Annotated in this window: 19 protein-coding genes; 17 read left to right on the top strand and 2 right to left on the bottom strand. The window is 66.9% G+C overall.

Going from position 1 to position 17,212, the window contains the following annotated elements; genetic code table 11:
* Positions 1-29 precede the first annotated feature (29 nt).
* Positions 30-236: a hypothetical protein gene (locus WK25_RS25880; RefSeq protein WP_040140242.1), complete on the top strand. Its 207-nt coding sequence runs from the start codon at positions 30-32 to the stop codon at positions 234-236.
* Positions 237-434: 198 nt separating this feature from the next.
* Positions 435-707 (top strand): prepilin-type N-terminal cleavage/methylation domain-containing protein, encoded by a 273-nt coding sequence (locus tag WK25_RS30880; protein ID WP_226208948.1) that lies wholly within the window; start codon positions 435-437, stop codon positions 705-707.
* On the opposite strand, the gene WK25_RS25875 is transcribed toward WK25_RS30880, so the two are convergent.
* Complete coding sequence (locus WK25_RS25875; RefSeq protein ID WP_167432661.1) at positions 665-1,438, bottom strand: ImpA family type VI secretion system protein; 774 nt, start codon at positions 1,436-1,438, stop codon at positions 665-667. The two genes, WK25_RS30880 and WK25_RS25875, sit on opposite strands and share 43 nt — an antisense overlap.
* Before the next feature lie 28 nt (positions 1,439-1,466).
* On the opposite strand from WK25_RS25875, the gene WK25_RS25870 reads away from it, so the two are divergent.
* Together WK25_RS25870 and WK25_RS25865 are read left to right on the top strand one after the other, a co-directional pair.
* On the top strand, positions 1,467-2,378 hold the full coding sequence (locus WK25_RS25870) for a DotU family type IV/VI secretion system protein (protein ID WP_236857839.1): 912 nt from the start codon (positions 1,467-1,469) through the stop codon (positions 2,376-2,378).
* A gap of 255 nt (positions 2,379-2,633) precedes the next feature.
* Positions 2,634-3,593: an IclR family transcriptional regulator gene (locus tag WK25_RS25865; RefSeq protein ID WP_040140241.1), complete on the top strand. Its 960-nt coding sequence runs from the start codon at positions 2,634-2,636 to the stop codon at positions 3,591-3,593.
* A 123-nt stretch (positions 3,594-3,716) separates the two neighbouring features.
* On the opposite strand, the gene WK25_RS25860 is transcribed toward WK25_RS25865, so the two are convergent.
* Positions 3,717-4,796 (bottom strand): porin, encoded by a 1,080-nt coding sequence (locus WK25_RS25860; RefSeq protein ID WP_059547336.1) that lies wholly within the window; start codon positions 4,794-4,796, stop codon positions 3,717-3,719.
* 447 nt (positions 4,797-5,243) lie between these two features.
* On the opposite strand from WK25_RS25860, the gene WK25_RS25855 reads away from it, so the two are divergent.
* From WK25_RS25855 to WK25_RS25795, 13 genes are all read left to right on the top strand, one after another.
* Complete coding sequence (locus WK25_RS25855; RefSeq protein WP_011354710.1) at positions 5,244-5,561, top strand: non-heme iron oxygenase ferredoxin subunit; 318 nt, start codon at positions 5,244-5,246, stop codon at positions 5,559-5,561.
* A 1-nt stretch (position 5,562) separates the two neighbouring features.
* Entirely contained in the window at positions 5,563-5,874 is a 312-nt protein-coding gene (locus WK25_RS25850; protein ID WP_059547333.1) for a recombinase-like helix-turn-helix domain-containing protein, read from the top strand.
* A gap of 60 nt (positions 5,875-5,934) precedes the next feature.
* Positions 5,935-7,005 (top strand): aromatic ring-hydroxylating oxygenase subunit alpha, encoded by a 1,071-nt coding sequence (locus tag WK25_RS25845; RefSeq protein WP_059547330.1) that lies wholly within the window; start codon positions 5,935-5,937, stop codon positions 7,003-7,005.
* Positions 6,998-7,768, top strand: coding sequence for an SDR family oxidoreductase (locus WK25_RS25840; protein WP_040140237.1), 771 nt, complete (start codon positions 6,998-7,000; stop codon positions 7,766-7,768). Before WK25_RS25845 ends, WK25_RS25840 begins: the two co-directional genes overlap by 8 nt.
* A gap of 34 nt (positions 7,769-7,802) precedes the next feature.
* Positions 7,803-8,330, top strand: coding sequence for a cupin domain-containing protein (locus tag WK25_RS25835; protein ID WP_040140236.1), 528 nt, complete (start codon positions 7,803-7,805; stop codon positions 8,328-8,330).
* 18 nt (positions 8,331-8,348) lie between these two features.
* Positions 8,349-9,245, top strand: a complete 897-nt coding sequence (locus WK25_RS25830; RefSeq protein WP_059547325.1) for an alpha/beta fold hydrolase — start codon at positions 8,349-8,351, stop codon at positions 9,243-9,245.
* Positions 9,242-10,099, top strand: coding sequence for an IclR family transcriptional regulator (locus WK25_RS25825; protein ID WP_059547322.1), 858 nt, complete (start codon positions 9,242-9,244; stop codon positions 10,097-10,099). The genes WK25_RS25830 and WK25_RS25825 overlap by 4 nt, the downstream gene beginning before the upstream one ends.
* Positions 10,096-10,893, top strand: a complete 798-nt coding sequence (locus WK25_RS25820) for an SDR family oxidoreductase (protein ID WP_069243121.1) — start codon at positions 10,096-10,098, stop codon at positions 10,891-10,893. The genes WK25_RS25825 and WK25_RS25820 overlap by 4 nt, the downstream gene beginning before the upstream one ends.
* Positions 10,886-12,556, top strand: coding sequence for a thiamine pyrophosphate-binding protein (locus tag WK25_RS25815; RefSeq protein ID WP_040140232.1), 1,671 nt, complete (start codon positions 10,886-10,888; stop codon positions 12,554-12,556). Before WK25_RS25820 ends, WK25_RS25815 begins: the two co-directional genes overlap by 8 nt.
* The gene (locus WK25_RS25810; protein WP_069243120.1) at positions 12,549-13,388 is read left to right on the top strand and encodes an aspartate dehydrogenase; all 840 of its coding nucleotides are present in this window, start codon (positions 12,549-12,551) and stop codon (positions 13,386-13,388) included. The genes WK25_RS25815 and WK25_RS25810 overlap by 8 nt, the downstream gene beginning before the upstream one ends.
* 81 nt (positions 13,389-13,469) lie before the next feature.
* Positions 13,470-14,960: an aldehyde dehydrogenase gene (locus WK25_RS25805; protein ID WP_069243119.1), complete on the top strand. Its 1,491-nt coding sequence runs from the start codon at positions 13,470-13,472 to the stop codon at positions 14,958-14,960.
* An 18-nt stretch (positions 14,961-14,978) separates the two neighbouring features.
* Positions 14,979-15,941: a VOC family protein gene (locus WK25_RS25800; protein WP_069243118.1), complete on the top strand. Its 963-nt coding sequence runs from the start codon at positions 14,979-14,981 to the stop codon at positions 15,939-15,941.
* A complete protein-coding gene (locus WK25_RS25795; RefSeq protein ID WP_069243117.1) occupies positions 15,938-17,182 on the top strand; it encodes an NAD(P)/FAD-dependent oxidoreductase in 1,245 nt (414 codons plus the stop codon). The genes WK25_RS25800 and WK25_RS25795 overlap by 4 nt, the downstream gene beginning before the upstream one ends.
* The last annotated feature ends 30 nt before the right edge of the window (positions 17,183-17,212 follow it).

The following is a 17,212-nucleotide window of genomic DNA, read 5'->3' as shown; positions in this document are numbered from 1 at the left end:
ATGCGACGCGTAGCGCAGGAGCATAATTCTTGACCGTACTGGACTCATCCCTCGAACCCTCGCTGCACGTCTTCGAACAAGACGGCGCATGGCAATGGGCGCTGACGGTGAAGCGGGTGTCCGGCGTCGGTGTGAAAGTCGTCGCATTCAGCACGGACGGCTTCCCCGCCGAAGCCGACGCGCATGCCGCCGGCCAGCTTGCCCGTGCCGAGTATGACGACGCCGTGACGGCCTGACGTCGCGCCGCGCCGATCCCGTGCGCGGATCGGCGTGATCGTCCGTTCCCGGCCGTTTTTCTTCTTCCTTTCCGTTTTTCTCCGTTTCCCCGGCTTTGCGGTCGCGCATTGCGTGATGGCGTGGCCGCGCCATGCGTCGATCACGACAAATGGTCCGCACCTTCCGAAAGCACTTGCCCTACGCGCAGCTTAACGTGCATGCGCGGCGTCCGCCGTGCCGGCGATGCGCGATGCATCGCGCGGCCGGCGCGCGGCGAACGGCGACGACTCATCGACAAGAGCGCAGGTCATGTGCGACGACAGAATCGACCTTCACCGCGCCGCACCGGCGCCGCTACGGGATTCACGCTGATCGAGGTGCTGATCGCGCTGGCGATTGTCCGAGCGATAGATGCGCGTATTCAACTGGAGGGACCATCCCTCCGCTGTCACGTGTCGTCCGCTTCTTCCCATTGCACAAGCAAGTCGTGAGGAATTGCTTTGACGATTTCGGCGTAGCGCTTGCCGGCGAACCGTTCCGCTCGGTTGAGCAACACGGGGATCGGGCTGCTCGGCTCCTGCGTGTCGAACCAGATCCGGGCCATTCGGATCAACGCAAGCGCCGCCTCGCGGTCGACAGGTTCAGGCGTCGGCCGGGCCGGCGCGGCATCGAACACGCTGGCCGGTTCGGCGTTTGCAGGAGCTGGCGTCTCCGTCGCGTTACGTTTCGTCGGCGCTTCGGTTGGCGGGACGGTTTCGACGGGTCCGGACGGTTCTTCATCGGGTTCGTGCCCCGTTGCCTCGGCCGGCACGCTCAGCTTGGCTAGCAATCCGATCAGCGGCGACAGGTCGGGACGGTACGCTTCGAGATGTCGGGCGCTCCATGCGTCGATCGCATCGAGGCAGGCGATTGCGTCGTCGAAGCCTGACATGGCAGCCGGTTGCCGGTCACGCAGATCGCGCAACTGCTGGGCAACGGACTCGGGCGCGAGCGCATCGGCCGGCCGCGGAACGGCAAATGCGCGTTCGACATCGCGAACCTGCAGCCGGGTCAGCGTGGATTTCGCGAGGACGATTTCGCGTACATCGGCGAGTAGGCCATCCGGATCTGCAAGTGCCTGCAGCGCATTCATTCGCATGTCGAGTGCTGCGTCGCGCTGGTTCCCGGTATCGGACTGCGGATTGATATGTTCCCCGAACGCCTGCAGCCAGGCCGCCAGCAACCTGTGCTCCGCGCTCGACGAAGCCGCGATGCAGACGAAATGGGGACGACGCGATGCAACCGGCGCCGAGTGGCAAACGAATGGCTTGGCAGCGGCATTCGGCCATGATCGCCAGGGCGGCGACCGAGTCTTCCGGCTGATTGACGAAGCGATGCGCAGCCCGCGCGAACATCTCGATCTGATCGAGGTGTTCCAGAATATCCTCGATCTCGGTTTCTGCGGCCGATATCGCCATGAAAGCGGCGGCCGACAGCGCTTGCAACACATTCGCGCGTGCGTGCATGACGCGGTGGTGACGGGCGGCCTGTGCTTCGATCCGGTCGCCGAAACGGTACGCACGCGGGCGCGTGCGGTCGATCCGTGGGTGCGGCCGGTACGTGTGCGTCGGTCGCGGCTGCGAATCGTCGGAGGACTCGTCGCTGCGTTGCTGGCGGGGGCCGCCGGCTATGCCGCTGTGGATCATTGGGTCCGCGCGGAGCGCGTCCGTCCGCCGGTGTCGTCGCTCGATCTGCTGGCCACCAGTCTTTCCGCACGCCTTCGCGACGACATCGCGGCCGGCAACGTCGAGTTGATCGGCGGTACCGGCCGACGCGCGTTGACGCTTCGGCTCGGCAGCATGTTCGGGCCCGGCGATGCGGCGGTGGCGCCGTGGGCCGCGTCCATCGTGGCGGCCGTCGGCAGGGAAATCGCGGCGTCGGGCCGTGACTCGAACCTCCTCGTCACCGGATACACGGATAGCGTGAAGGCCCGCCCGGCGCGCCCCGGTTTCAATCAGGCGCTTTCCGAAACGCGCGTCCGGCAAGTTGCGCAAATCCTCGTCGCAGCCGGGGTGCCTGCGCAGCATATCGGTGTGGTGGGCGACGCCGATCCGCTGGCGGACAACGGTACGCCCGACGGACGCGCGAGGAATCGCAGAGTCGAAGTGACCGTCTCGGATTGATACACGACGTCCGGTGCCCGGTGCCCGGTGCGCGACGGCGCGGCATGACGGAGGGCCGTGCCGCAGATGTCGTGGCCGGGCATGTTCCGGTGGGCAGCTCCGTCTATCGCTGCTATCCTTCCAATCGCGCCAGACTATTCCGTCGGTGCATTGTGCCGGCCACATCCGCCGGATCCTGTTGATCCTGCCCGGTCGAAATTCGATAATCAGTCATCGCTGGTACCTCGTGAACGATTTCTTTCCGTCCATGCGCACATGGCCAAGACAACGATGAGCGGCGCATCGAAACCACCGGCGAAGCCGGCAAGTGCGCCGCTCGCGACAGCGGGCGACGACGCCGACCACGACGCGCCGAAGCACGGCGCGGCCGACGACGAATCGTCGGGCGGCGGGTCGTCGTATCTGGTTCCGGGACTCGAGCGCGGGCTGCGGATCCTCGCCGAATTCTCCGCGCGCGAGCCGGTGCTCGGCGCGCCGGAATTGTCCAAGCGCATCGGCATCCCGCGCACGACCACATTCCGTCTGCTGCAGACGCTCGAGGCGCTCGGCTTTCTCGAGCGCGTAAACGGCGACCGTTATTTCCGGCTCGGCGTCGGCGTGCTGCGGCTCGGTTTCGAATACCTGAACTCGCTCGAACTGACTGACCTCGGCACGCCGGTGCTCGAACGGCTGCGCGACGCGACTGGCCTGTCGACGCATCTGCTGATTCGCGACCAGCGCGATGTCGTGTTCGTCGCAAAGGCGCAGAGCAACACGTCGATGTTCGGCTCGGTGAAGGTGCACGTCGGCACGCGGTTGCCCGCGCATGCGACCGTGCACGGCCACGTGCTGATGGGCGATCTCACGCGTGACGCGCTGCGTCAGCTGTATCCGGAGAAGCGGCTCGAACAGTTCACCGAGCGCACGCCGGGAACGGTCGACGAACTGTACGAGCGCGTGCGTCAGTACGCGCGGCTCGGCTACGCGGTCAGCGAGGCTGCGTTCGAGAGCGGCATCTCGGCCGTGACCGCGCCGGTGCGCGACCATTCGGGCGCGATCGTCGCGGCAATTACCGCGACGGTGCCGCGCTCCGAGATCGGCGAGGCGGGCGAGAAGGAGCGGCTCGTCGAAGCGGTGTGCGGCGCGGCGGTCGACCTGTCGCAACGGCTGAACTACCGGCCGCTCGAAAGCGATCCGACGTTCGCGCACGCGCGGCACCGCGTCGCGATGTTCTGATCGGTCGAACAAGCGGCGTCGCGCGGTTTCGCCAATCGCCTGTAGTCCATCGTCAAAGACAAAAGAGCAGCCCGCGGGCTGCTCTTTTCGTTTCCTGCATCGGATGGGTGCGACCGGCGCCGCTCAGAACGAGTGGTGAATGCCGGTCAGCACGATCACCTGATTCGACGTGCTCGACGTGCCGGCGGTGAAGAACGCGGCTTTCGCGCCGCCCGAACCGTGCTCGTACAGCACGTTCGCATAAAGCTGCGTGCGCTTCGACAGCGCGTAGATGTCGCCCAGCTCGACCTGCGTCCAGCGGCGTCCGGCCAGCGTCGTCGTCGCCGCGCCGCCCGCGATCGTATTGAACGCACTGCTGCGGTAGTTCACGCCCGCGTCGTAGCTCTGGAACGTGTCGGAGAACCCGTTCGACTGCATCTTCACGCGCGTGTACAGGCCATGCACGAGAAAGTCGCCGATCTGGTACGACGCGCCCGCGCCGATGTTCTCGACCTTGTTCGCGAGATAGCCGTTCGCAGTGTTTTGCCCCTGGAACGACGTGATGCCCGTCTGGCCGATCAGGATCGCGCGGTCGTGCTCGTTCGAGTAGACGGCCGCCGCCTTGAACGGTCCGTTCGCATAGTTCAGCGCGACGCCGACCGACTTGCCGGTCGAGAAGTTCGTCGTGTTGCCGAGCGCCATCGTTGCCGCGGCCGAGAAGCCCGCGACATTCGGCGACCGGTACTTGACCGCGTTGTTGTACGGCACGTTGCCGGTCGCGGCGAGCCCGTCGATGTTGCCGGGGTGGAACGCATACCAGCTCAGCGCGAGGTACGCGGTGCTGAGCGGATCGAGGTAGTCGAACGTGAGCGGCGTCTGGCGTCCGAGCGTCAGCGTGCCGTAGCGGTCGGAACTCAGACCGACATAGGCGGCGCGGTTCCAGATGGTGTTCGCGGTCGCGAACTGGCCGTTGTTCGTATAGAAGCCGTTTTCGAGCTGGAAGATCGCAGACAGGCCGCCGCCGAGATCTTCCTTGCCCTTCAGACCCCACCGGTCGGGCTGTGTATTGCCCTGGATCATCGCCCACTTCGCATGGCCGCCGACGTTGTTCACGTACGCGATGCCGGCATCCAGGCTCCCGTACAGCACCACGCTGCTCTGCGCCCAAGCGCCCGACAGGGCGCCCATTCCGATCACTGCTGCTGCTACCGCTTGCTTGACCATTTGATCTCCTGACTCTCCAAACCTGATGAAAAACGCGTCGTGGCGGCGGGCGCGGGGACGGCCGGCCGTCGCGCGATCTTCACCACCGGCGGGCATTTTTATGTTCCATATAAGGAACAGTGTGCCTCTGATGGAATGGAGTATAGAGGCGTTGCACCGAGTATCAAAAATAAATTTATCGGGCCGGATGAGGGTTCGGGCAATCCCGGATGCGATACGTGGTATCGCGCAGCGCAGACATAAATGCCCGTCAACAAACAAAAAATTCGACTTGTTGCGGGGCGGGTGCGCAATTGCCGCCCGGGCAGTCGGTGTTTTCCCTAGGACCTGCAGCTTTTTGTTTTACTCGCGGAAAGTCACTCCTATAATCACCATCCATAAACTGCTGTTCCGGATATGGAACAAATCCGGAGCGAACCGAGAGTCGATCAGAAGGAAGGGTGTGAGATGTCTGAACAATGGGTTTGCGCCGGCCATGCCGGCGCGCTGTCGGAAGACACGCCGATCGAGTTCAAGCGGACCGACGGCGTCGAAATCGGGATCTACCGCGTCGGCGACGACGTGTATGCGCTCGAGAACGTGTGTCCGCATGCATACGCGTTGCTGACGCAGGGGTTCGTCGACGAAGGCACGGTCGAATGCCCGCTGCACGAGGCCGTGTTCGACATCAAGACCGGCGAATGCCTGAAGGGCCCGGGCGGGCGTGCGCTGAAGCAGTACGCGGTGCGCCTGGCGGGTGAGGAAATCCAGATCAAGGTGGAGTGACATGAAAGAAGCGACCGTCAATTTCAATCCCTTCCTGAAGCCGTGGGTGGCGCCGCAGCCGAACAACGTTGCGGGCAAGGGGCAGATCGAGATCCCGGGGCAGGTCGAGAACCAGGTGTGGCAGAACCGCAAGGCCGCGCCGACGCAGTATGAGAACGACCTCGGCGACGCGCTCGAACGCGTGTTCGAGAGCGGCGCGACGGAGCTGGACGATGTCGTCGCCGGGCTGAACCGCATCGGCTTTCGCGCGCCGGACGGCAGCGTATGGACCGCCGAGCGTTTCCGCGCCGAAATCGCGTCGCTGGCGGAATGAGCGCAGCGACCGCGCCGCGCGCCTGAGCGCCGACCCGACAACCGCATCCGGAGCACACTGATGACGTCCCCCGCACAACATGAAGTCCCACACGACCCGGTCCGCGACTACCTGGACCGCGGCATCAAGAACTATTGGTATCCCGTCGCGCCGAGCTGGCAGGTGTCGAACGCGCCCGTCGGCCTCACGCGCCTGTCCGAGCAGATCGTGCTGTGGCGCGATCACGAAGGAAAGGTCCATGCGCTGGAAGATCGCTGCCCGCACCGCGGCGCGCGCCTGTCGCTCGGCTGGAACCTCGGCGGCAACATCGCCTGCTGGTATCACGGCATCGAAGTCGACGGCGGCGGCACGGTCAATCGGGTGCCGGCCGTATCGAACTGTCCGCTCGAAGGCACGAAGTGCGTGAAGTCGTATCCGGTCGAAGAGAAGGCCGGCGCGATCTTCCTGTGGTTCGGCGACGAAGCGCACGGCGAGCCGGCTCCGCTGAACCTGCCGGAGGAACTGGTCGCCGACGAATATGCGCACTTCCTGTGCGTGTCGAACTGGAAGTGCAATTACCAGTACGCGATCGACAACGTGATGGACCCGATGCACGGCGCGTATCTGCACGCGACGTCGCACTCGATGGCCGAAGGCGACAAGCAGGCCGAGATGCGCGTGCGCAAGACGGAAACGGGCCTGATGTTCGAGAAGATCGGCCAGCGCGACGTGAACTTCGACTGGGTCGAGCTCGGCGAAACGGGCTGCCTGTGGATGCGTCTCGCGATTCCGTACAAGCAGAAGTTCGGCCCGGGCGGCAACTTCGGGATCATCGGCTTCGCGACGCCGGTCGACGGCGACAACTGCCAGGTCTACTTCTGGCGCACCCGCAAGGTCAGCGGCTGGCAGCGCGACGTATGGCGCTTCATGTACCGCAACCGCCTCGAAGGCCTGCACTGGGACGTGCTCGAGCAGGACCGCTACGTCCTCGAAAGCCTCGCGCCGAACGCGCGCGATCACGAATACCTGTATCAGCACGACGTCGGCATCACGCGCGTGCGCCGGATGCTGCGCCAGCGCGCGCAGGAACATCTGTCCGCACTCGACGCGCACCGTGCGGCGCAAGCCGCGGCGGAGCCCGCGAATGGCTGAGTTCGCGCCGGTCGTTTCGCTGCCGGGGCGCCGTGTGCTCGTCACGGGCGGCGCGCGCGGTCTCGGCGCGGCGTTCGTGAAAGCGCTGGTCGCCGCGGGCGCGCAGGTCGCGTTCGGCGACGTGCTCGCCGACGAGGGCCGTGCGCTGGCCGCGCAGCTCGCGCAAGCCGGCCACACCGCGCACTTCTTCGCGCTCGACCTGGCCGATCCGGCGAGCATCGACGCATTCGTCGCGCAGGGCGCGGCGGCGCTCGGCGGCATCGACGCGCTGATTAACAACGCGGCGATCACGAACTCGGGCGGCAAGTTGTCGACGGAGCTCGACGTGCCGACCTGGGATGCCGTGATGAACGTGAACGTGCGCGGCGTTTGGCTCGTCAGCAATGCGGCGCTGCCGCACCTCGCGAAGTCGGGCCGCGGCGCGATCGTGAACCTCGCATCGGACACCGCGCTGTGGGGCGCGCCGAAGCTGCTCGCGTACGTCGCGAGCAAGGGCGCGGTGATCGCGATGACGCATGCGCAGGCGCGCGAGTTCGGCGCGCACGGCGTGACGGTCAATGCAATTGCGCCGGGGCTCACCGAAGTCGAGGCGACGGCCTACGTGCCGGCGGAGCGTCACGCGTTCTACATGCAGGGGCGGGCGCTCACGCGCGCGCAGGTGCCCGACGACGTGACGGGCCCCGTGCTGTTCCTGCTGTCGGACGGCGCGCGCTTCGTGACGGGTCAACTGCTGCCGGTGAACGGCGGCTTCGTAATGAATTGAATCGAAGTTTTCATTGGGAATGAAGGAGAGAACGATGGCGGACGCAGATCTCGAACGCAAGTCGTGGGACCAGCCGGAAGGCGCAAGCTTCGGCGACTGGATGGAAGGGCGTGTCGCGCGCTACGCGACGCGTCGCTACGACTGGGACGCACTGAAGTTCCAGGCCGACTACGACCCGAAATACCGCCGTGCGCAGATGCGCTACGTCGGCACCGGCGGCACGGGCGTCGCGAAGGACGTCAATACGGTGCCGGCCGGCAACTTCACGTTCTCGACGATGGTGATCCCGGCCGGCAACATCGGCCCGAGCCACATCCACGTCGACGTCGAGGAAATCTTCTTCGTGCTGCGCGGCAAGATGAAGGTGATCTGCGAGCGCGACGGCGAGACCTGGGAAGCCATTCTCGGCGAGCGCGATCTGATCTCGGTGCCGCCGGGCGTGTATCGCACGGAAATCAACATCGGCGAGGAAGACGCGCTGATGTGCGTGATGCTCGGTTCGCCGAAGCCGATCACGCCGACGTATCCGCCGGATTCGCCGCTCGCGAAGATCAAGCGCTGAGACGGGGCGGAGCAAGCGATGAGTGTCATCGACAAACGTGAACGCGACCGCACCGCGGCGTTCGCCGCGCTGCTCGGGCAGTTTCCCGAACAGCGTTGCGCGGCCGGCGCGACGGGCACGATCGGCTATCGTGAGGCCGGCGCGCAGCACGCAGGCCGCGCGCTGCCCGTCGTGCTGCTGCACGGGATCGGCTCGGGCGCCGCATCGTGGGTGCGCCAGCTCGACACGCTAGGTGCGTCGCGGCGCGTGCTCGCGTGGGATGCGCCCGGCTACGGCGCGTCGACGCCCGTGCACGGCGCGTCGCCGGCGGCGGCCGATTACGCGGCGTCGCTGAACGCGTGGCTCGAGGCACTCGGCATCGAACGCTGCGTGCTGGTCGGGCATTCGCTCGGCGCGATCATCGCGGGCGGGTTGGCACGCGTGATGCCTGCGCGGATCGCCGGCCTGCTGCTGATCTCGCCCGCGGGCGGCTACGGCAGCGCGCCCGCCGAAACGCGCGACACGCGGCGCGATGCGCGTCTCGCGATGCTCGCGGAACTCGGCCCGGCCGGGCTCGCGGAGCAGCGCAGCGGCAACATGCTGTCCGGTTTCGCGGGCGAGGAAGCACGTGCATGGGTGCGCTGGAACATGGCGCGCATCGTGCCGGCCGGCTATGCGCAGGCCACGCATCTGCTCGCGAACGCCGATCTCGCGTCCGACCTCGCCGGTTTTCGCGGCCGCACGGCGGTCGCGGTCGGCGCACACGACGCGATCACGCCGCCCGCTGCATGCGAGCGGATCGCCGCGGCCGCGCACGTGAAGCTGCAGGTGATTCCGCAGGCCGGTCATGCGGGCTACGTCGAAGCGCCGGCCGTTTATTCATCGCTGATCGATGCGTTCTGCCGCCAATGCGATCGTCAACGGGGGCTGGAATGAGCGAACCGCTGGAACGCCAGGACACGGAAAACGCGAAGTCCGAAGCCAGCTACGTGGTGCCGGGCCTCGAACGCGGTTTGCGGATCCTCGCCGAATTCTCGCCGCGCGAGCCGGTGCTCGGCGCGCCGGAACTGTCGAAGCGGCTCGGCATCCCCCGCACGACGGTGTTCCGTCTGCTGCAGACGCTCGAATCGCTCGGCTTTCTCGAGCGCGCCGACAAGGATCGCAACTACAAGCTCGGCATCGCCGTGCTGCGGCTCGGTTTCGAATATCTGAGCTCGCTGGAGCTGACCGATCTCGGGCTGCCGGTGATCGAGAGCCTGCGCGACGCGACCGGCTTCACGACGCACATCGTGATCCGCGACGGGCGCGACGTGGTGTTCGTCGCGAAGGCGCAGAGCCAGGCGCCGGTGTTCAGCTCGATTCGCGTGAACGTCGGCACGCGGCTGCCCGCGCACGCGACGACGCACGGCCACGTGCTGATGGGCGACCTGTCTCTCGCGGAGTTGCGCGCGTTGTATCCGGAAGGCACGCTGAACCAGATGACGAGCGCGACGCCGGCAACGGTCGACGCGCTTTATGAAGCGATTCGCGAAGACGCGCTGCGCGGTTACGGCGTCAGCAATTCGTCGTTCGAACGCGGGATCTCGGTGGTCACGGCGCCGGTGCGCAACGACACCCAGAAGATCGTCGCGTGCATCACGGTGACGGTGCCGCGACCGGAGATCGACGCGGCGCTGATCGCCGACGGTCTGATCGACAAGGTGCAGCGCGCGGCGGCGGAACTGTCGCGGCGGCTCAATTACCGCTCGGATGACGAGCATACGTTTCTGAAGGCATTAGGACTCCGATGATTGAGATCGACTTGACCGGGCAGGTGGCGGTGGTGACGGGCGGTTCGTCCGGCATCGGCCTCGCGACCGCCGAACGGTTTCTGCAGGCCGGCGCGTCGGTCGCGATATGCGGCCGCGATGGCGAACGCCTCGAGCGCGCGCAAGCGCTGCTTGGCGGCAAGTATCCGGGCGCGCAACTGCTGGCCGAGCGCTGCAACGTACTCGACGAAGCCGACGTCGCTGCGTTCGCGCAAGCCGTGTCCGACCGCTTCGGCCGCGCCGACATGCTCATCAACAACGCGGGCCAGGGCCGCGTGTCGACCTTCGCGGAGACGACCGACGACGCGTGGCGCGAAGAGCTCGAACTGAAATACTTCAGCATCATCCGCCCGACGCGCGCGTTCCTGCCGCTGCTGCGCGATGCGGCCGCACCGACGATCACGTGCGTGAACTCGCTGCTCGCGCTGCAACCTGAGCCGCACATGGTCGCGACGTCGTCGGCGCGCGCGGGCGTGCTCAGCCTCGTGAAGTCGCTCGCGACCGAGCTGGCGCCGCAGCGCATCCGCGTGAACTCGATCCTGATCGGCATCGTCGAGTCGGGTCAGTGGCGCCGCCGCTACGAAGCGCAGGCGCAGGCCGGCGAAAGCTGGGAAGACTGGACGGGCGCGCTCGCGCGCAAGAAGAACATTCCGCTGAACCGCTTCGGCAAGCCTGACGAGGCCGCCTGGGCGCTTTTTTATCTCGCAACGCATCTGTCGTCCTACACGACGGGCAGCCATATCGACGTTTCTGGAGGCTTTGCACGCCATGTCTAAAAAAACCACGGTTGGCGAGCTGATTGCCGCCTTTCTCGAGCAGTGCGACGTCAAGACCGCATTCGGTGTCATCTCGATCCACAACATGCCGATCCTCGACGCGATCAACTCGCGCGGCAACATCCGGTATGTCGGCGCGCGCGGTGAAGCAGGCGCGGTGAACATGGCCGACGGCCTCGCCCGCGTATCGGGCGGCCTCGGCGTCGCGTTCACGAGCACGGGCACGGCGGCGGGCAACGCGGCGGGCGCGATGGTCGAGGCGCTGACGGCCGGCACGGCGCTGCTGCACATCACCGGGCAGATCGAGACGCCGTATCTCGATCAGGATCTGGCCTACATCCACGAAGCGCCCGACCAGCTGACGATGCTTGACGCGATTTCGAAAGCCGCGTTCCGCGTGCGCACGGTCGAGACCGTGCTGCCCACGATCCGCGAAGCGGTGCGCATCGCGCAGACCGCGCCGACGGGCCCCGTGTCGGTCGAGATCCCGATCGACATCCAGGCCGCCGAAATCGAATGGCCGGAAGACCTCGCGCCGGCGCACGTCGCGGTGCGCGAGCACGACGAAGCACGCGTCGCGCAGCTCGCCGACGCGCTCGCAGCGAAGCGTCGTCCGCTGCTGTGGCTCGGCGGCGGCGCGCGCCATGCACGCGCGGAAGTCGAACGGCTGGTGAAGCTCGGCTTCGGCGTCGTGACGAGCGTGCAGGGCCGCGGCGTGCTGCCGGAAGATCACCCGGCGACGCTCGGCGCATTCAACGTGCATTCCGCCGTCGAAGCGTTCTACAAGACCTGCGACGCGCTCGTCGTCGTCGGCTCGCGCCTGCGCGGCAACGAAACGCTGAAGTACAAGCTCGCGCTGCCGCAGCCGCTGTTCCGCGTTGACGCCGACGCACTGGCCGACAACCGCGGTTATCGCAACGCGCTGTTCGTGCACGGCGATTCGAAACGCGTACTCGCCGACCTGGCCGATCGCCTCGAAGGCCGCCTGTCGGTCGATCCGCAGTTCGCAGCCGATCTCGCGGCCGCGCGCGAGCAGGCCGTCGCCAGCGTGGCGGAAGGCCTCGGGCCATACAAGAAGCTGGTCGACACGCTGCAGGCAGCGGTTGGCCGCGACTACAACTGGGTGCGCGACGTGACGATCTCGAACAGCACGTGGGGCAACCGCCTGCTGAAGATCTTCGAACCGCGCGCGGGCGTGCACGCGCTGGGCGGCGGCATCGGCCAGGGCATCCAGATGGGCATCGGCGCGGCACTGGCAGGCTCGGCCGCGAAGACGGTGTGCCTCGTCGGCGACGGCGGGCTGATGGTCAACGTCGGCGAACTCGTGACGGCCGTGCAGGAAAACGCGAACGTGATGATCGTGCTGATGAACGACCAATGCTACGGCGTGATCCGCAACATCCAGGACGCGCACTACGGCGGCCGCCGCTGCTTCGTCCAACTGCACCAGCCCGATTTCGCGCAGTTCTGCGCGAGCTTCGGCCTCACGCACTATCGGATCACGTCGCTCGACCAGGCGGAAGCGATCGTGCGCGAAGGAATCGCGAAGGCCGGGCCAGTGATGGTCGAAGTCGACATGCTGTCGGTCGGCTCGTTCGCTTCGGCATTCGCGGGCCCGCCGGTCAAGAAGGAAGAAACGCCGTCGGAGCAGCAATATGCTTGACGGACGCCACCCGTCCCACGCCCGCGCGCACGCGCCCGTCGACGTCGCGATGATCGGCTTCGGCGCGATCGGTGCAGCCGTGTACCGCGCGGTCGAGCACGATGCGTTGCTGCGCGTTGCCCACGTAATCGTGCCCGGGCATCAGCGCGACGCGGTGCAGCGCGAACTCGGCAGCGCGGTGGAGGTCGTGTCGTCGGTCGACGCACTGGGCCGCCGCCCCGAGTTCGCGCTCGAATGCGCGGGCCACAGCGCGCTCGTCGATCACGTCGTGCCGCTTCTGAAGGCCGGCACCGACTGCGCGGTCGCATCGATCGGCGCGCTGTCCGATCTCGCGCTGCTCGACGTGCTGTCGCAGGCTGCCGACGAAGGCGATGCGACGCTGACGCTGCTGTCCGGCGCGATCGGCGGGATCGACGCGCTCGCATCGGCGCAGCAGGGCGGTCTCGACGAGGTGCTGTACGTCGGTCGCAAGCCGCCGCTCGGCTGGCTCGGCACGCCCGCCGAGGAACTGTGCGACCTGCGCACGATGACCGAAGAGAAGGTGATCTTCGAAGGCACCGCGCGTGACGCCGCTCGGCTGTATCCGAAGAACGCGAACGTCGCGGCGACGGTCGCGCTCGCGGGCCTGGGACTGGATGCGACGCGCGTGCGCCTGATCGCCGATCCGGCGGTCGCGCGCAACGTGCATCGGATCACCGCGCGCGGCGCGTTCGGCGAGATGTCGCTCGAAATGAGCGGCAAGCCGCTGCCAGATAACCCGAAGACGTCCGCGTTGACCGCGTACAGCGCGATCCGCGCGCTGCGCAATCGCGCGGCCCGCTGCGTGATCTGAGCGGAAGCCTTCGGACATTGAGCGCCCGCCTGCGCGACCGCGCGGGCGGCCGCGCAGACACAGATTTGTGGGATTTGTGACATGACTCCATTCGATACGAGCCTCGTGCCCAACGGCGACATCCTGATCGGCGGCGAGTGGCGGCGCGGCCGTGGCGCGCCGTACGCGAGCATCTATCCGGCCGACCAGTCGCTGAACATGGAAGTATCGACGGCGAATGCGGAAGACGCGGCCGACGCGATCGTGGCCGCCGACGCCGCATGGCGGCGCGCCGACTGGGCCGGACTCAAGCCGCATCAGCGCGCGCTGGTGCTGTACCGGATCGCCGACCTGATCATGCAGCGTCAAGAGGCGCTCGCGAACCTGCAGCGCCGCGACAATGGCAAGCCGATCGGCGAGACGCGTGTGCTCGTGGCGAGCGCGGCCAACACGTTCCGCTATTTCGCCGCGTGCCTCGAAACGCTCGACGAAGAATTGACGCCGTCGCGCGGCGACTACCTGACGATGAGCGTGTACGAGCCGATCGGCGTGATCGCCGCGATCACGCCGTGGAACTCGCCGATCGCGTCCGACGCGCAGAAGCTCGCGCCCGCGCTCGCCGCCGGCAATGCGGTGGTGCTGAAGCCGGCCGAGGTCACGCCGCTCGTGTCGCTCGCGCTCGCGCGGATCTGCGAGGAGGCCGGCGTACCGAAGGGCGTGCTGAGCATGCTGCCGGGCAAGGGCTCGGTCATCGGCGACGTGCTGGTGCGTCATCCGCTCGTGAAGAAGGTGTCGTTTACCGGCGGCACCGAAGTCGGTCGCGGCATCGCGCGCATCGCGGCGGAGAAGCTGATGCCGGTGTCGCTGGAACTCGGTGGCAAGTCGCCGACGATCGTGTTCGACGACGCCGATCTCGATCACGCGGTGAACGGCGTGCTGTACGGCATCTTCAGTTCGTCGGGCGAGGCATGCATCGCGGGCTCGCGCCTGTTCGTTCAACGCACCGTGTACGACGCATTCATGCAGCGGCTGGTGGCCGGTGCCCGCAAGCTGCGCGTCGGCGATCCGCTGCGCGCCGACACGCAGATGGGCCCGCTGATCACCGCGAAGCATCGCGAGTCGGTGGAGCGCTACGTCGCGCTCGGGCTGGAGGAGGGCGGCCGCCTGCTGTGCGGCGGCGAGCGGCCGTCGGGCGACGGGCGCGACGACGGCTTCTTCTATCAGCCGACGATTCTCGAAGGCCTGTCGAACAGCGCGCGCATCTGCCAGGAAGAAATCTTCGGGCCGGTGCTGGTCGCGATGCCGTTCGACGACGAAGCGTCGCTGATCGCACAGGCGAACGACAGCGTGTTCGGCCTTGCGGCGGGCATCTGGACGCGCGACTACAAGCGCGCGTGGCGCATCGCGCGGGCACTGGAGACAGGCACCGTCTGGATCAACACGTACAAGCTGTTCTCGATTTCCACGCCGTTCTCGGGCTGGAAGGAGAGCGGGATGGGGCGCGAAAAGGGGCGTCTCGGCATCCGCGAGTACATGCAGCAGAAGAGCCTCTACTGGGGCTTGAACGACGCGCCGCTGCCGTGGGCGAACTGAGCGAAGGGGAATGACGCAATGAGCATCTTGGGTATCGAGCAGATCACGTACGGTGTCGACGACCTTCCGACGTGCCGGCGCTTTTTCGCCGACTGGGGCTTGAAGGAAGTCGCGCACGACGATACGCGCGCACGTTTCGAAACGCTGAACGGCTGCACCGTGCTGGTCGTAAAAGCGGACGATCCGTCGCTGCCGCCCGCGTTCGAGGCGGGCCCGACGCTGCGGGAAGTCACGTGGGGCGTCGCGACGCGGCAGGAACTCGACGCGTTGCGCGCGAAGCTCGCCGGCCAGCCCGGCTATTACGCGCAGGACGATGCGCTCGGCTGCATCGATCCGAACGGTATGGCGATCCGGATCGAAGTGACGCGCAAGCGCGCGCTCGACATCACAGGCTCGCCGTCGAACGTGTGGGGCCGCACGGCCCGGGTCGACCAGCCGAGCCCGATCTATGCGCGCGCGGAGCCGGTTGAAGTCGGGCACGTCGTGTTCTTCACGAATTGCCTCGACGCGCAGGAGGCGTTCTATCACGACCTGCTCGGCTTCGAAACGTCGGACCGCTATCCGGGCCGCGGCGCGTTCATGCGCTGCGCGCCGCACGGCGGCCATCACGACCTGTTCCTGCTCGCGCTGCCGAACGGAAAACGCGGCCTGAACCATGTCGCGTTCACCGTCCGCGACATCCACGAAGTGTTCGGCGGCGGCATGCACATCGACCGCTGCGGCTGGGAAACGCAGCTCGGGCCCGGGCGTCATCCGGTGTCGTCCGCGTACTTCTGGTACTTCCAGAACCCGGCCGGCGCGCTGATCGAATACTACGCCGACGAAGACGTGCTGACGCCCGAATGGCAGCCGCGCGAATTCGAGCCGGGCCCGACCGTGTTCGCCGAATGGGCCTTCGACGGCGGGCTCGACGGCAACACGCGCCGGCAGAAGAACGCGAAGGCGCCGGAAGGCAAGTTCATGACGGAGCGCAAATCATGAGCGAAACGAACTCGGAGGAATCGGCCGCGCCGCGCACGGTCGTCGTGATCGGCGGCGGACAGGCCGCCGGCTGGGTGCTGAAGACGCTGCGCGCGGAAGGCTTCGCGGGCCGTCTCGTGATGATCGCCGACGAGCCGCATTTGCCATACGAGCGTCCGCCGTTGTCGAAGGCCGTACTGGCCGGAGAAGCCGACATCGACACGGTGCGCGTCGTGCGTCCGGACGAATTCCAAGCGCTGAACGTCGAAGCATGGCAGCCGGAACGCGCGGCGTCGATCGACCGCGCGCGCCGTATCGTGAAGACCGAAAGCGGCCGCGAAATCGAATACGACCGCCTCGTGATCGCGACCGGCGGCACGTCGCGCCGTTTGCCCGATGCACTGGTCAGGACCACGAATCTCCATTACCTGCGCACGCTCGACGAAGCGGCGGCGCTCGGCGAGAAACTGCGCGCGAGCCGGCGCGTGCTCGTGATCGGTGGCGGCTGGATCGGCCTCGAAGTCGCGGCCACCGCGCGCAAGCTCGGCGTCGACGCGGTCGTGGTCGAAGGTGCGCCGCGGCTGTGCGGTCGATCGGTACCGCAGATCGTGTCGGACTTCCTGCTCGACCTGCACCGCGCGAACGGCGTCGATGTGCGCGTGGGCGCCGCGCTCGAGTCGCTCGATGCACAGCCGGGCGACGCATCGAAGGTGCGTGCGACGCTCGCCGACGGCACGACGATCGACGCGGATTTCGCGGTGGCCGGCATCGGCCTCGCATTGAACGCATCGCTTGCGAGCGATGCGGGACTCGCGATCGACGACGGCATCGTCGTCGACGAATTTGGCGCGACCAGCGATCCGGCGATCTTCGCGTGCGGCGACGTCGCGAACCATCACAACGGCTGGCTGAAGCGCCGCGTACGGCTCGAATCGTGGGCGAATGCGCAGAACCAGGCGATCGCGGCCGCGAAGGCCGTGCTCGGCGTGCGCGCGCCGTATGCGGAGATTCCGTGGTTCTGGTCCGATCAGTACGACGTAAACCTGCAGATCCTTGGCGATTTGCCGGCCGATGCGCAGCTCGTCGTGCGCGGCGATCTCGCCGCGCGTCGCGCGACGCTGTTTTTCGTGGGCGATGGGCATGTGAGAGGTGTCGTCGCCATCAACAACGCACGCGAGCTGAAGCTTGCGCGCAAGTGGATGAACCAGGGCCGGGCAGTGGACACGGAAGCCCTGGCAGACACGACCAAATCGCTTGCCTGAACGGCAACCACGCCAAAAGGACCCAGGAGA

It is taken from the genome of Burkholderia latens, assembly GCF_001718795.1.
Lineage (GTDB): Bacteria > Pseudomonadota > Gammaproteobacteria > Burkholderiales > Burkholderiaceae > Burkholderia > Burkholderia latens_A.
The sequence above is the reverse complement of the archived record's forward strand: the minus strand, read 5'-3'. Positions and strand labels throughout refer to the sequence as shown.

What these genes read in the sequence shown, in the direction of transcription:
- WK25_RS25825 (WP_059547322.1), top strand. Translation starts at nt 9,242, where the DNA reads ATGAGCGAACCGCTGGAACGCCAGGACACGGAAAACGCGAAGTCCGAA.
- WK25_RS25815 (WP_040140232.1), top strand. Translation starts at nt 10,886, where the DNA reads ATGTCTAAAAAAACCACGGTTGGCGAGCTGATTGCCGCCTTTCTCGAG.
- WK25_RS25795 (WP_069243117.1), top strand. Translation starts at nt 15,938, where the DNA reads ATGAGCGAAACGAACTCGGAGGAATCGGCCGCGCCGCGCACGGTCGTC.
- WK25_RS25810 (WP_069243120.1), top strand. Translation starts at nt 12,549, where the DNA reads ATGCTTGACGGACGCCACCCGTCCCACGCCCGCGCGCACGCGCCCGTC.
- WK25_RS25805 (WP_069243119.1), top strand. Translation starts at nt 13,470, where the DNA reads ATGACTCCATTCGATACGAGCCTCGTGCCCAACGGCGACATCCTGATC.
- WK25_RS25820 (WP_069243121.1), top strand. Translation starts at nt 10,096, where the DNA reads ATGATTGAGATCGACTTGACCGGGCAGGTGGCGGTGGTGACGGGCGGT.
- WK25_RS25840 (WP_040140237.1), top strand. Translation starts at nt 6,998, where the DNA reads ATGGCTGAGTTCGCGCCGGTCGTTTCGCTGCCGGGGCGCCGTGTGCTC.
- WK25_RS25855 (WP_011354710.1), top strand. Translation starts at nt 5,244, where the DNA reads ATGTCTGAACAATGGGTTTGCGCCGGCCATGCCGGCGCGCTGTCGGAA.
- WK25_RS25860 (WP_059547336.1), bottom strand. Translation starts at nt 4,796, where the DNA reads ATGGTCAAGCAAGCGGTAGCAGCAGCAGTGATCGGAATGGGCGCCCTG.
- WK25_RS25850 (WP_059547333.1), top strand. Translation starts at nt 5,563, where the DNA reads ATGAAAGAAGCGACCGTCAATTTCAATCCCTTCCTGAAGCCGTGGGTG.
- WK25_RS25800 (WP_069243118.1), top strand. Translation starts at nt 14,979, where the DNA reads ATGAGCATCTTGGGTATCGAGCAGATCACGTACGGTGTCGACGACCTT.
- WK25_RS25835 (WP_040140236.1), top strand. Translation starts at nt 7,803, where the DNA reads ATGGCGGACGCAGATCTCGAACGCAAGTCGTGGGACCAGCCGGAAGGC.
- WK25_RS25830 (WP_059547325.1), top strand. Translation starts at nt 8,349, where the DNA reads ATGAGTGTCATCGACAAACGTGAACGCGACCGCACCGCGGCGTTCGCC.
- WK25_RS25865 (WP_040140241.1), top strand. Translation starts at nt 2,634, where the DNA reads ATGGCCAAGACAACGATGAGCGGCGCATCGAAACCACCGGCGAAGCCG.
- WK25_RS25870 (WP_236857839.1), top strand. Translation starts at nt 1,467, where the DNA reads ATGCAGACGAAATGGGGACGACGCGATGCAACCGGCGCCGAGTGGCAA.
- WK25_RS25845 (WP_059547330.1), top strand. Translation starts at nt 5,935, where the DNA reads ATGACGTCCCCCGCACAACATGAAGTCCCACACGACCCGGTCCGCGAC.
- WK25_RS30880 (WP_226208948.1), top strand. Translation starts at nt 435, where the DNA reads ATGCGCGGCGTCCGCCGTGCCGGCGATGCGCGATGCATCGCGCGGCCG.